The sequence below is a fragment of the Serratia fonticola genome, assembly GCF_001006005.1.
In the GTDB taxonomy this organism is placed as follows: domain Bacteria; phylum Pseudomonadota; class Gammaproteobacteria; order Enterobacterales; family Enterobacteriaceae; genus Chania; species Chania fonticola.
Genome location: NZ_CP011254.1, coordinates 548,949 through 561,966 on the forward strand (window position 1 = coordinate 548,949; position 13,018 = coordinate 561,966).

Consider the following 13,018-nt stretch of genomic DNA (forward strand, 5'->3'; position numbering starts at 1 on the left):
AGCAACCCCAACAGGTATGCTAAACATGCAGCAGGAACCGATTATGGCGTTCAATATTCCTTTTCCACCCCGTCAACCTTCCGCCTCTTCCCATCTGCCACTGACGCTGATCTCACTGGAAGATTGGGCCATGGTGCAGTTGAGCGGGCCAGACACGGTAAAATATCTTCAGGGCCAGGTAACGGCTGATATCGATAAACTGGCGGCCGATCAACACGTGCTGTGCGGCCATTGCGATGCCAAAGGCAAAATGTGGAGCAATCTGCGTTTATTCCACCGCGGTGAAGGCTTTGCCTATCTTGAGCGCCGCAGCGTGCTGGAAAGCCAACTGGCGGAAATAAAGAAATACGCGGTGTTCTCTAAAATCACCATCGCGGCAGACAGCGATGCGGTGCTGCTGGGCCTAGCTGGCCTTGAGGCTCGGGCCGCATTGGCGAAGGTGTTTAGCACCCTGCCGGATGCAGAACATCAAGTGGTGCAAGACGGCGATACCACCTTGCTGCACTTTGCGCTGCCAGCAGAACGTTTTGTGCTGATTACCACGGCAGAAACCGCCGCTCTGCTAGCTTCCAAGCTGGAAGGTCAGGCTGAACTGAACGACAGCCGCCAATGGCTGGCACTGGATATCGAGGCCGGTTATCCGGTGATTGATGCTGCAAACAGTGCGCAGTTGATCCCTCAGGCGACCAATCTACAGGCGCTGGACGGGATCAGCTTCAGTAAAGGCTGCTACACCGGGCAGGAAATGGTAGCTCGTGCCAAGTTCCGGGGAGCCAACAAACGTGCCCTGTACTGGCTGGAAGGTAAAAGCAGTCAGGTTCCGCAGGCGGGTGACGATCTGGAGTTGAAGCTGGGTGAAAACTGGCGCCGTACCGGCACCGTATTGGCAGCAAGCTCGCTGGCTGACGGGACACTGTGGGTGCAGGTGGTAATGAATAACGATCTGGAAGCGGACAGCGTGCTGCGCGTACGCGATGATGTCAGCAGCCAGTTAACCATCAAGTCTCTGCCTTACTCACTGGCAGAAGAAAAGTAAATGGTTTGGCCGCAGGCATCGCGCCTGCGGCCAGACGAGTTATTCGTCCAATTCCCCATCACGCGGCACCAGATAAATCAGCACCAGCAAAATAGTGACAAAGAAGCGGAAGGCATCGGGCACCCCGTTCCACTGTTTTGACATCCACATGCCAAACCACTCACCACCAACCGACATAAAGGCCACCTGCCAGGTGAGGAAGCCTAACGTCAACCCTGCGATGGCAAAGGTCTTGGCACGGTTAAAGCTGGCCGCAGGCAATTTCAGGCCGCACAGCAGGCGGATCCCCCCAATCCAACACAAAATAGCGGTGAGGGTTTCCAACGCAATAATGCCGATATACCCCGCCTGATGCAGCCATGGCGACTGGATGGAACGATAGGTGATAGTGGCATCAGGGAAGATCGTATCCATCATAAAAACATGGCGTACGAAGGCGAAGTTGGTGTCGTAATCAGTGATATTGCCAAAGGCCACCAGTGAGGCAAATAGCGCGATAGCGCAAACCAGCAGGGCTTTGGATAAACGAACGATCATAGTGAAGAGTCCTGGGTAATGATTAAAGGCACCGGGAGGTGCAAACGACCCCATAGATCTCAAGATGCAGGTCAGCCAGCAGCAAGCGCAGCCAACCCCCTGCGACTTGAAAGCGAGGGGTTTGGCGGGCTCAGAAATAAAGCTAAGGCTTGCTGGATACCCGAAAGAAACAAGCGCCTCTTTTTAACCCAAAAGAAACGCTTTGGCAATATATCGACAACAGATGGGCGGATTATACGTAAAGGTAGATCGCCATGAAGTGGCACACACTGCCGCCGAGCACAAAACCGTGCCATATCGCATGGCCAAAGCGGAAGCGTTTCGAGGCGTAGAAAATCACCCCTAGCGTATACACCACGCCCCCCACCGCCAGTAAAGTGACTCCACCGACGTCCAGGCGCATTGCCAACTGGTAGATCACGATCAGCGATAGCCAGCCCATGGTCAGATAGGTCACCAGCGACAGCACCTCGAAACGGTGCGCAAATGCCAGTTTGAAAATCACGCCGAACAGCGCCAGCCCCCAGATCACCACCATCAGCCCTCGCGCCAACGGTGAGTCCAGCCCCACCAGCAGGAACGGCGTATAGGTTCCGGCGATCAGCAGGTAGATAGCGCAGTGGTCAAATTTTTTCAGCCAGTGTTTGGCTCTCTGATGTGGAATAGCATGGTACAGCGTGGAAGCCAGGAACAGCAGGATCATACTGCCGCCATACAGGCTATAACTGGTAATGGCCGTTACCCCAGCGCCGTCGTTTACCGCCTGAACCAACAGCAGCACCAGGCCGACAATCCCAAACACCAAGCCAATACCGTGGCTAATGCTGTTGGCAATTTCCTCTGCCCATGGATAAGCCGTGGCGGGCAACTGGTCGGCCCCGGCTTTCACTTCGTCCTTTTTCCCCATAACGCGCAACTCCTCAAAACAACGCATATTGTGCGAATTAACCGCAAATGAGATTAACTGAGAACGATTCCAGTGTACACGTGTACGCTAAAATAAAACTGTGAGCGCTTGTAACACCACGCTAACATCGAAATCCTCAGCCCGCTGGGCTACAATCGATATGCTTTGCACCCTATGGATTTCAGTTACGGCTGGAAGACGGCGGGTATCCCATCATTCACCTCGAGGTTCGTACCATGTCATCCGCTGTACCCGCGTTAGACTTTGGCTCCATGACTCAAACCATCCAGTTTCTGATGGAAATCGACAAACTTAAAAGCGTGCAACGCCGTACCAAGGTGATGGGCACCCAGCGTCAGGAAAACTCGGCCGAGCACAGTTGGCACTTTGCCATTGCGGCTTTGAGCCTGGCCCCTTATGCCAGCGATGAAGTGGATATTCAGCGCGTGATCCAGATGGCCCTGCTGCACGATATCGTCGAGATCGATGCCGGTGACGTTATGGTTTACGATCTGGCGGCACGGGCGGCGATCCACGATCAGGAAGTGGCGGCGGCAAAACGGCTGTTCGGGATATTACCTGAACCTCAACGCGGGGTTTTCACCGCGCTGTGGCAAGAGTATGAAGCAGGCGAAAGCGCCGATGCCCGCTTCGCGTTGGTGCTGGATCGCTGCATGCCAATGCTGATGAACCTGCACAACGGCGGTCAGAGCTGGGTAGAGAATGATATCAGCCTGCAGCAGGTATTGGACCGTAATACGATGATTGCCGATATCCATCCTGAGCTGTGGCACTATTTGGAGCAGCATTTGCAGGATGCGCAGCGTAAAGGCTGGCTGAAGTAACGCCCCTCACCCTAACCCTCTCCCACAGGGAGAGGGGACTTAACGTGCTACATATCAGCTTCTGTATTCGTCCCCTAAATCGCCCCGTTAAAGATTAACACCTATACCTGATTACGACTCAGTACTAGCTCCCTCTTTCCCACAGGGAGAGGGGACTTAACGTGCTACATATCGGCTTCTGTATTCGTCCCCTAAATCGCCCCTGTTAAAGATTAACACCTATACCTGATTACAACTCAGTACTAGCTCCCTCTTTCCCACAGGGAGAGAGGACTTAACGTGCTACATATCGGCTTCTGTATTCGTCCCCTAAATCGCCACTGTTAAAGATTAACACCTATTACCTGATTACAGCTCCCTCTCCCTGTGGGAGTGTACAGACCGGGGACATCATGAACACTTGTTCGGGGACATGGTAGACACTTACAACATAGGTATGAGTACTTCTGAGTGGAGCTGCTTATGCCGTGGAATGAGAGATCTGCCATGTCATTACGTACCGAGTTTGTGCTTTTCGCCTCGCAAGAAGGCGCTAATATCCGTGCGCTATGCCGTCAGTTCGGCATAGCGCCTGCTACCGCATACAAGTGGTTACATCGCTGGCAGTCTGATGGGCGGGCCGGTCTGAACGAACGTTCTCGAGTGCCACACCATTCCCCTTCCAGAACACCCGATATCGTTGTCCAACACCTCCGCGCTGCGCATCTGGCCCATCCGATGTGGGGGGCGCGCAAGCTCAAGCGGTGGCTTGAGATGCAGGGGCATACGTTACCTGCCGCCAGCACCGTGCATAACCTGATGCGCCGCCATGACCTGCTACCGGGTGGCCCATCACCAGCGCCCACTGTTGGACGCTTTGAACATGATGCACCGAACCAGCTCTGGCAGATGGACTTTAAAGGCCACTTCCCCTTCGCCGAAGGGCGTTGCCATCCGCTGACCCTGCTGGATGACCATTCACGCTTCTCGCTCTGTCTGGCGCACTGCCCAGACGAACGACGCGTCACCGTGCAGTCTCAGTTGGTAGCGGTGTTCGAACGTTATGGCTTGCCGGAGAGAATGACCATGGATAACGGTGCGCCCTGGGGCGACACGACGGGCAGTTGGACCGCACTGGAACTGTGGCTGATGCGTCAGGGTATCCGGGTGGGTCACTCGCGGCCTTATCATCCTCAGACTCAGGGTAAGCTGGAGCGCTTCCACCGCAGCCTGAAGGCAGAGCTCCTGCAGGGGCGGTGGTTTACCCATGCCACGCAGTTGCAGGAGGTGTTCGACGCCTGGCGAGAAATCTACAACCTAGAACGTCCACATGAAGCCCTGTCAATGGCGGTACCGGCGTCCCGTTATCAGCCTTCATCGCGACAGTACAATGGTAATCCAGCGGCAGCCGAGTATGACGAGGGGGTCTTGGTCAGGAAAGTGGATGTCAGTGGAAAACTGAGTCTGAAAGGGATGAGCCTGAAAGTGGGCAAGGCCTTTATCGGTGAATATGTCGGACTGAAGGAAAGTGAGAGGGAGGGGTACTACGAGGTATGGTGGTACAGCACGAAAGTGGGGACGATCGACCTGAGAAATAGGTCGATCATCATGGGTAAAGGATGTTAAAAAGTGTTCACCATGTCCTTGAACACCTGTTCACCATGTCCCCGGTCTGTACAGGGAGAGATACCGTCTTGTCGGCTATCCGGCAAGCGGTATTTCCGCATTAAATGTCTTTCCTGATTTCACCACACCATAGGCCAGTTGCAGCAGTTTTCGCATCGCCGCACACACTCTCTCTTTGCCCGATTTCCCACGCAACTTCAGTCTTTCTGTTAAGTCTTTAACCACAACATTGTATTGGCTTGCCACCACCGCGGGCATGTATAACGCGCTTCGTAGCTCACCGTGTCCCACTTTCGATAACCGGCTTTTCCCTTTAAACATCCCCGACTCACATCGCTGTGGATTCAGTCCTGCGTACGCTACCAGGGCCTTGCTGCTGGTGAACCGACGCAGGTTTCCTGCGAAGGCCAGCAGGCTGGAGCTCAGCATCTCTCCCACTCCAGGGATACTTTTTAGCAACTCGCTGTCCCGTTTCAGGTCAGGGTTATCATCGATGTGCTGACTGATTTTCTTCTTCGTTTCTCGTATCAGTTCATCCAACGTGGCGATGTGCTCATTGAGTGAAGGGACGATGACTGCTTCGGCCACCTCCAGGCGATTTTCTTCCATCTGACGCATCTCTTCCAGGTTCTTAAGATGCCTGACCAACGCGGTCAACTGGCGTTCGCTCAACGGGGCTGGGAACCACGGGTCAGGCTGATGCAGTGCGCAGTAGCGGGCTATCATCGCTGCATCGCTTTTGTCCGTTTTGTTCCGGGCCAGTTCTGTATTGCCGAAGGAATGGATACACGCCGGGTTCATCAGACTGACGTGGTAGTTGTTGTCTGCCAGATAAGTGGCCAGTTCCGTACTGTAGCTCCCGGTGGCTTCCATACAGACATGACAGTCGCCAAAGCGGCTCAACCAGGCTGCGAACTCGCGGCATCCAGAAGGGGTATTGGCAAACTTTTTGGTTTTATACTTCTGATTGTCCAGCAGTACGGCGACATCAAATTTGTGTTTGGCGATATCAACGCCGACAGGGGTTCTACGCATTATGGCACTCCATAACCATGTCTGAAATTTATCGCCGGACCATCCTTATATGTGGGTGCTCATAGGCACAGGATACCGTTCGGTCTAGAAGGCGACAGGGAAATAGACAGCCGGGGCACAATCTCTCCCACGGGCTCATAGGCACTAGGGTTAGGGGGAGCTCACCGGCTATCTCCCGATGATCAGTCGGGGATCTTCTCCGCTAAGGCGGAGAAGATCAAGACATAAGGGTTGGGGTGAGGGGACACCGCAATTGCCGTACTTAACGTCCGCCAGCGGCCTCGATAAAAGTGCCGGTGACGTAGGACGCCGCATCGGAAAGCAGCCAGGCAACAGCTTGCGCCACTTCCTCTGGCTGACCACCCCGCTGCATTGGCAACGCCGCCTTCACCCGATCTACCCGCCCCGGCTCTCCTCCGCTGGCATGCATCTCGGTGTAAATACAACCTGGCCTTACACAGTTGACGCGTATCCCCTGTGCCGCCACTTCCAACGCCAGACCGGTAGTCAACGTATCCACCGCCCCTTTTGACGCCGCATAGTCGATATATTCCCACGGGGCCCCCAGACGCGACGCAGCGGAAGACACATTGACGATCGCTCCGCCCTGCCCACCATGGCGTAGCGCCATACGTTTTACCGCTTCGCGGCAGCAGAGAAAATACCCGGTGACGTTAGTCGTCAGCACCTTATTGATCCGCTCGGCGGTGAGTTGCTCAATGCTCGCCTGTTGGAACAGAATACCTGCGTTATTGACCAGAGCGCCGATTGGCCCCAACGTGGCCTCCAATTCAGCAAACATCGCCACCACTTCTGCTTCTTCAGCGATATCGGCTTGCAGTGCCTGCGCCTTGCCACCCTGTTGGCGGATTTGCGCCACCACCTGCTCAGCCGCCTCACTATCGCGCAGATAATTGACCCCCACCGCATAGCCTTGTTGGGCTAATAATAATGCCGTCGCGCGGCCTATCCCACGGCTGGCACCGGTCACTAACACTACTTTTGTCATTTCTGTTCCTTAACTGCGCTTAGTCGCGGATGCGGATAACGGAGCGGGTATCGCTTTTCTTGTTGATATCCCACGCCTCGGCAATATCGGCAAAGGCATGTTCCTGGGTATCGACACTGATTTTTCCTTCCGCTGCCAGTGCAAGAATATCGGCCACGATGGTTTTTAATTGCGGGATCGGCGGGAAGTTGCCCGTGCCACTACCCAGGATCTGCAACTGCGTACTGCGCAGCACCGCCGCAGGCAAACTAATGGTAGGCCCAGCCATGGAGCCTACGTTCACCAAGCGGATGCCCAGCCCACCAGCATGAGAGGAAAGATCGTGATTATTGAAGGTCGCCAGCAGTGCCTCCGTAGCGGGTCCCCAGATATAATCCACCACCACGTCATAGCCTTGCGGCCCGGCAGCGGCGGTAAAGGCTTGCTGTAGTTCAATACCCTCAAGGCTCAGATCCACCGTGGCATCCACTGCTAACGCATCCAGTACGCTCTGCCGCCGTCCAGCCGCGACAATTCGCCCGGCACCGGCCTGACGCGCCGCCGCAACCGCCAGCTTGCCTGAAGTGCCCGTCGCGCCAATGATCAAGACGGTTTCCCCTGGCTGAATATTGGCACGCCAGAACAGCGGCAACCATGCCGCCAGCGCCGGATTGATCAACGCTGCGGCGGTCGCATCATCCAGCGCATCGGGCACTGGAACCGTCCATGAAGCAACGGTACGCTCGGCCAATGCGCCGTGTGGCTGGCGAAAAGAAGCAAAGTACACCCGCTGCCCATCTGGTGTTCTGCCTACACCATCGGTACCGGGGACAAACGGCAGATCCTTCGGGCTGGAGTAGTGTTTACCAGCCACAATGGCGCGATCCAACTGTTTGATACCGGTAACCATCACTTCGATAGCCACTTCGCCGTCTAATGGCTGTGGAACAGCAAAAACGCCTAACTGTGGTGCCTGACCTAACGTATTAACGACTGCCGCTTTCATACCGTTTCCTTGTTCGTTCGGGTGACCCGTTACTCAGTGAACAGCAATCACTGTGGAGCTGCAATAAAAAAGGGACACGGCATCATGCAGTGTCCCTCGATCATCATTTTGGCAGATGGTGTTACTCGTAGTCGCTCATCGGTACGCAAGAGCAGAACAGATTACGATCGCCGTAAACATCATCCAGGCGCTTCACGCTCGGCCAGTATTTATTCTCACGTACGCCAGCTATCGGGAATACCGCCAGCTCGCGGCTGTAAGCATGCTGCCAGTCGTTAACCAGTTCAGCCTGCACGTGCGGTGCGTTAACCAATGGGTTGTCTTCCAGTGGCCATTCGCCTTGCTGCACGCGGTCAATCTCGCTGCGGATAGCCAGCATCGCATCGATAAAGCGATCCAGTTCCACCTTGTTTTCCGACTCGGTCGGTTCAACCATCAACGTGCCAGCTACCGGGAATGACATGGTCGGCGCATGGAAACCGTAGTCGATCAGGCGCTTGGCGATATCCATCTCGCTAATGCCGGTCTCTTCTTTCAGCGGACGAATATCCAGAATACATTCGTGCGCCACGCGATGATCGCGGCCGGTATACAGCACCGGATAAGCGTCTTTCAGGCGAGTGGCGATGTAGTTGGCATTCAGGATCGCCACCTGGCTGGCCTGCTTCAGCCCTTCCGCGCCCATCATGCGGATATACATCCAGCTGATAGGTAAGATAGAGGCGCTGCCGAACGGTGCGGCAGAAACCGCGCCCTGCTGGGTGGTAACGCCATCAATCTGCACCACGCTGTGGCCTGGTACGAAAGGTGCCAGATGAGACTTCACGCCGATAGGTCCCATGCCTGGGCCGCCACCGCCGTGAGGGATACAGAAGGTTTTATGCAGGTTGAGGTGCGATACGTCCGCGCCGATATAGCCCGGCGTGGTGATCCCCACCTGCGCGTTCATGTTGGCACCGTCCAGGTAAACCTGGCCGCCAAACTGATGCACGATCTGGCACACTTCGCGGATGGTTTCTTCATACACGCCGTGGGTTGACGGGTAGGTCACCATGATGCAGGACAGGGCCTCCCCGGCCTGCTCGGCTTTCACCCGCAGATCGTGCAGATCGATGTTGCCGTTCTTGTCACAGGCCACGACCACCACGCCCATGCCCGCCATCTGGGCAGAAGCAGGGTTGGTACCGTGCGCCGAGCTTGGGATCAGGCAGATATTACGCCCTGCCTCATTGCGGCTTTCATGGTAGCGGCGGATCGCCAGCAAACCGGCATATTCGCCCTGTGCGCCCGAGTTAGGCTGCATGCACACCGCATCGTAACCGGTCAGTTGCACCAACCATTGGGAAAGCTGCCCAATCATCACTTGATAACCTGCGGCCTGCTCCGGTGGGCAGAACGGGTGCAGTTCAGAGAATTCAGGCCAGGTGATCGGGATCATCTCCGCAGCGGCGTTCAGCTTCATGGTGCAGGAGCCCAGCGGGATCATCGCCTGGTTCAACGCCAGATCTTTACGCTCAAGACGGTGCATATAACGCATCATCTCGGTTTCGCTGTGATAGCGGTTAAATACCGGATGCGTGAGGATCGGATCTTTACGCAGCATTGCCGCCGGGATCGACTGGCTGTTTTTGCTCACGGCGGCATCCAGCGCATCGATATCCAAACCGTGGTTATCGCCGAGCAACAGGGCAAACAGCGTCTGCACATCTTCACGGGAAGTGGCTTCATCCAGCGTGATGCCGACTGCCCCGTGGATATCGGTACGCAGGTTGATGCCAAAGCCCAGCGCGCGTTCCAGCACCGCCGCCTTGTCTTTCACTTCCACGGTCAGTGTGTCGAACCAGGTTTGATGGCGCAGTGTCAGACCCGCTTGTTGCAGGCCAGCGGCCAGAATATCGGTCAGGCGATGGATACGCCCGGCAATACGTTGCAGGCCTTGTGGACCATGGTACACCGCATACAGGCTGGCGATATTGGCCAGCAGCACCTGCGAGGTACAGATATTCGAGTTGGCCTTTTCGCGGCGGATATGTTGCTCACGGGTTTGCATCGCCATGCGTAGCGCGGTATTGCCGGCAGCATCGCGGGACACCCCGATAATACGGCCAGGCATCGAGCGTTTGAATTCGTCACGGCAGGCGAAGAACGCCGCGTGTGGGCCACCGTAGCCCATTGGTACGCCAAAGCGTTGCGCAGAACCGAATACCACGTCGGCCCCTTGCTTGCCCGGTGCCGTCAGCAGCACCAGCGCCATGATATCGGCTGCCACGCTGGTGATGATTTTGCGCGTTTTCAGCTCTGCCAACAGGGCGCTGTAATCGTGCAGTTCACCGGTGGTGCCAACCTGTTGCAGCAGTACGCCAAACACGCCTTGCAGCTCCAGCACCTTCGCCGGTTTGTCGACGATCACGTCAAAGCCAAAGGTTTCGGCACGGGTACGGACCACGTCCAGCGTTTGTGGGTGCACATCGTCAGCCACAAAGAAGCGGTTGGCGTCTTTCAGTTTGCTGGCACGTTTGGCCAACGCCATCGCTTCTGCGGCAGCGGTAGCTTCATCCAGCAAGGAGGCAGAGGCCAGATCCAGCCCGGTCAGATCGAGAGTCAGCGTCTGGAAGTTGAGCAGCGCCTCAAGGCGGCCTTGCGACACTTCCGGCTGATAAGGGGTATAAGCAGTATACCAGCCTGGGTTTTCCAGCATGTTGCGCAGGATCACCGGCGGCGTCAACACCGCGCTGTAGCCCATACCGATATAGGATTTGTAGCGCTGATTCTGTGAGGCAATCGCCTTCAGTTCGGCCAGCGCCTGATGTTCCGTGGCCGCATCGCCTACCGGCGGAGGCCCTGGCAGTTGGATATCGGCTGGCACAATCTGTTGGATCAGCGCGCTGAGCGAGCGAGCGCCCACGGCTTCCAGCATCTGCTGCTGTTGCTCTGCGGAAGAGCCGATGTGGCGCTCGATGAACGCTTCGCTGTGTTCAAGTTGGCTGAGTGTCTGAGTCATTGCTACAAATTCCTGAATGCTTGCGGGGTACGGGATATAGCCTGAACTGCAAAACGCCCCACAGGTAGGTGGGGCGTGATAGTGATTATTCGTCGATGGAGGCCTGGTAAGCACCCGCATCTAGCAGCTTGTCTAGCTCTGCCGCATCGGATGCCTTGATGCGGAACAACCAACCTTCGCCGTATGGCTCGCTGTTGACCAGCTCCGGGGAGCTTTCCAGTTCGCCGTTAACCGCGATGATCTCACCGCTGATTGGCGCGTAAATATCGGAAGCGGCCTTGACCGACTCCGCAACGGCACAGTCATCGCCCGCGGAAACCGTGGTGCCGACTTCCGGCAGATCGACAAAGACCATATCGCCCAGCAGTTCCTGCGCGTGTTCGGTGATACCGACAACATATTCACCGTTGCCTGCGTCACGCACCCACTCATGGGAGGTGGCGTATTTCAATTCTGTTGGCACATTGCTCATTGGCCTGCTACTCCTTCGAAGAATAAAAACTAATTGATCAGTGACTTACCGGCACGTACAAAACCTGGCTTACAGACTTTCACTGGCATTTCACGGTTACGGATCTGTACGATAGCCTGCTCACCGATACCGGCCGGAACCCTTGCCAACGCAATGCTGAAGCCCAAGGTTGGTGAGAAAGAACCGCTGGTGATCACCCCAACCTGGGGTTGACCGTTCGCATCGGTGAAATGCACCGGTAGCTCATTACGTAATACGCCTTTTTCCGTCATGATCAAGCCGACCAGTTGTTCGGTGCCATTTTCGCGCTGCTGTTCCAACGCTTCACGGCCGATAAACTGACGATCCTGCGGTTCCCAGGCAACGGTCCAGCCCATATTGGCAGCCAGTGGTGAAACGCCTTCGTCCATTTCCTGGCCGTAGAGGTTCATACCGGCTTCCAGACGCAGGGTGTCGCGGGCACCCAGTCCGGCAGGTTTTACCCCAGCGGCCAGCAGTTTCTGCCAGAAATCCACCACCTGCTCTTTTGGCAGGGCAATTTCATAGCCCGCTTCGCCGGTATAGCCGGTGGTAGCAATAAACAGGTCACCCGCCTGCACGCCGAAGAACGACTTCATGCCTTCCACAGCCTGCTTCTGTTCTGGGGTAAATAAGGTGGCGGCGCGCTCTTTGGCCTGTGGGCCTTGCACCGCAACCAGCGCCAGATCGTCACGCACCGTCAGCTCAACGTTGTACGGAGCCGCATGCTGTTCGATCCAGGCCAGATCCTTTTCGCGGGTGGCGGAGTTCACCACCAGGCGGAAATAGTCTTCGGTAAAGAAATAGACGATCAGATCGTCGATCACGCCGCCGGAGGCATTCAGCATGCCGGTATACAGCGCTTTACCAGATTGAGTGAGTTTGGCGACATCGTTCGCCAACAGGTAACGCAGGAATTCACGGGTACGAGCACCGCGCAGATCCACGATGGTCATATGGGAGACATCGAACATGCCGGCATCCTGACGCACGGCGTGGTGTTCATCAATCTGGGAGCCATAGTGCAGCGGCATCATCCAGCCATGAAAATCAACCATGCGCGCACCGCACGCCACGTGCTGGTCGTACAGTGGGGTTTGCTTTGCCATCTTTTCCCTCTTTCCACTCAAGTAGCCGAAGACAGGGTGTTATTACGCAATAAGGCGGGTGTAGCTCGCGGGCCTGATTGCGCGAAACACGCTGGCTGCTCAACACAAATTGCCTCGCCAATGGTCAACGACGCAAACGATACCTTTGTCCTGACGTTAACACCGAACGCCCCTATTAACCATAAGTTAAAATAGGTTCGACCGGGTTCAGGGTCGGTAAAATGCCGCGTTAGTTTGCAGAGTTTTTCACTGGAAAAATGCGCTTTGAGGCACAAAATTAACAATTAAAGCGGCAAAAATCCGAAGTTATATAACAAACAGAGGCTGGGATAGAGAATTTCGGTTTTTGATAACCGACCATGGAATTAGAAAAAGTAATGGGAAATTCTGCCTGAAATTAGAATTTCTCAAACGAAGGGAGATATAAGGGAAATCGATGACGGGTAAACATGCAGATTA

At 55.6% G+C, this 13,018-nt stretch carries 11 protein-coding genes; 3 read left to right on the plus strand and 8 right to left on the minus strand.

Annotated features, from left to right (window positions below; genetic code table 11):
• The first annotated feature begins 43 nt into the window (after positions 1-43).
• Positions 44-1,036 carry a tRNA-modifying protein YgfZ gene (gene ygfZ, locus WN53_RS02335; RefSeq protein ID WP_024486358.1) on the plus strand — a complete coding sequence of 331 codons (993 nt, stop codon included), beginning with the start codon at positions 44-46 and terminating at the stop codon, positions 1,034-1,036.
• 39 nt (positions 1,037-1,075) lie between these two features.
• Here the strand turns inward: ygfZ and WN53_RS02340 are convergent, their stop codons facing one another.
• Positions 1,076-1,573 carry a DUF2165 family protein gene (locus WN53_RS02340; protein ID WP_024486359.1) on the minus strand — a complete coding sequence of 166 codons (498 nt, stop codon included), beginning with the start codon at positions 1,571-1,573 and terminating at the stop codon, positions 1,076-1,078.
• 232 nt (positions 1,574-1,805) lie between these two features.
• Positions 1,806-2,480 carry a PAQR family membrane homeostasis protein TrhA gene (gene trhA / locus WN53_RS02345; RefSeq protein ID WP_024486360.1) on the minus strand — a complete coding sequence of 225 codons (675 nt, stop codon included), beginning with the start codon at positions 2,478-2,480 and terminating at the stop codon, positions 1,806-1,808.
• Positions 2,481-2,716: 236 nt separating this feature from the next.
• On the opposite strand from trhA, the gene WN53_RS02350 reads away from it, so the two are divergent.
• Both WN53_RS02350 and WN53_RS02355 read left to right on the plus strand, forming a co-directional pair.
• Positions 2,717-3,325 carry an HD domain-containing protein gene (locus tag WN53_RS02350; RefSeq protein WP_024486361.1) on the plus strand — a complete coding sequence of 203 codons (609 nt, stop codon included), beginning with the start codon at positions 2,717-2,719 and terminating at the stop codon, positions 3,323-3,325.
• A 462-nt stretch (positions 3,326-3,787) separates the two neighbouring features.
• The gene (locus WN53_RS02355) at positions 3,788-4,930 is read left to right on the plus strand and encodes an IS481 family transposase (protein ID WP_046807997.1); all 1,143 of its coding nucleotides are present in this window, start codon (positions 3,788-3,790) and stop codon (positions 4,928-4,930) included.
• A gap of 75 nt (positions 4,931-5,005) precedes the next feature.
• On the opposite strand, the gene WN53_RS02360 is transcribed toward WN53_RS02355, so the two are convergent.
• The 6 genes from WN53_RS02360 to gcvT form a co-directional block, all read right to left on the minus strand.
• The gene (locus tag WN53_RS02360) at positions 5,006-5,965 is read right to left on the minus strand and encodes an IS110 family RNA-guided transposase (RefSeq protein WP_046807998.1); all 960 of its coding nucleotides are present in this window, start codon (positions 5,963-5,965) and stop codon (positions 5,006-5,008) included.
• A gap of 262 nt (positions 5,966-6,227) precedes the next feature.
• Positions 6,228-6,974: an SDR family oxidoreductase gene (locus WN53_RS02365; RefSeq protein WP_024486991.1), complete on the minus strand. Its 747-nt coding sequence runs from the start codon at positions 6,972-6,974 to the stop codon at positions 6,228-6,230.
• 19 nt (positions 6,975-6,993) lie between these two features.
• Positions 6,994-7,959, minus strand: a complete 966-nt coding sequence (locus tag WN53_RS02370; RefSeq protein ID WP_024486992.1) for a quinone oxidoreductase family protein — start codon at positions 7,957-7,959, stop codon at positions 6,994-6,996.
• A gap of 121 nt (positions 7,960-8,080) precedes the next feature.
• On the minus strand, positions 8,081-10,960 hold the full coding sequence (gcvP, locus tag WN53_RS02375; RefSeq protein WP_046807999.1) for an aminomethyl-transferring glycine dehydrogenase: 2,880 nt from the start codon (positions 10,958-10,960) through the stop codon (positions 8,081-8,083).
• Positions 10,961-11,045: 85 nt separating this feature from the next.
• Entirely contained in the window at positions 11,046-11,432 is a 387-nt protein-coding gene (gene gcvH, locus WN53_RS02380) for a glycine cleavage system protein GcvH (RefSeq protein WP_021806203.1), read from the minus strand.
• 29 nt (positions 11,433-11,461) lie between these two features.
• Positions 11,462-12,559, minus strand: coding sequence for a glycine cleavage system aminomethyltransferase GcvT (gcvT, locus tag WN53_RS02385; RefSeq protein ID WP_024486378.1), 1,098 nt, complete (start codon positions 12,557-12,559; stop codon positions 11,462-11,464).
• Positions 12,560-13,018 lie beyond the last annotated feature (459 nt).

What these genes read in the sequence shown, in the direction of transcription:
- WN53_RS02350 (WP_024486361.1), top strand. Translation starts at nt 2,717, where the DNA reads ATGTCATCCGCTGTACCCGCGTTAGACTTTGGCTCCATGACTCAAACC.
- gcvH (WP_021806203.1), bottom strand. Translation starts at nt 11,432, where the DNA reads ATGAGCAATGTGCCAACAGAATTGAAATACGCCACCTCCCATGAGTGG.
- gcvP (WP_046807999.1), bottom strand. Translation starts at nt 10,960, where the DNA reads ATGACTCAGACACTCAGCCAACTTGAACACAGCGAAGCGTTCATCGAG.
- WN53_RS02365 (WP_024486991.1), bottom strand. Translation starts at nt 6,974, where the DNA reads ATGACAAAAGTAGTGTTAGTGACCGGTGCCAGCCGTGGGATAGGCCGC.
- WN53_RS02370 (WP_024486992.1), bottom strand. Translation starts at nt 7,959, where the DNA reads ATGAAAGCGGCAGTCGTTAATACGTTAGGTCAGGCACCACAGTTAGGC.
- ygfZ (WP_024486358.1), top strand. Translation starts at nt 44, where the DNA reads ATGGCGTTCAATATTCCTTTTCCACCCCGTCAACCTTCCGCCTCTTCC.
- WN53_RS02340 (WP_024486359.1), bottom strand. Translation starts at nt 1,573, where the DNA reads ATGATCGTTCGTTTATCCAAAGCCCTGCTGGTTTGCGCTATCGCGCTA.
- WN53_RS02360 (WP_046807998.1), bottom strand. Translation starts at nt 5,965, where the DNA reads ATGCGTAGAACCCCTGTCGGCGTTGATATCGCCAAACACAAATTTGAT.
- trhA (WP_024486360.1), bottom strand. Translation starts at nt 2,480, where the DNA reads ATGGGGAAAAAGGACGAAGTGAAAGCCGGGGCCGACCAGTTGCCCGCC.
- gcvT (WP_024486378.1), bottom strand. Translation starts at nt 12,559, where the DNA reads ATGGCAAAGCAAACCCCACTGTACGACCAGCACGTGGCGTGCGGTGCG.
- WN53_RS02355 (WP_046807997.1), top strand. Translation starts at nt 3,788, where the DNA reads ATGCCGTGGAATGAGAGATCTGCCATGTCATTACGTACCGAGTTTGTG.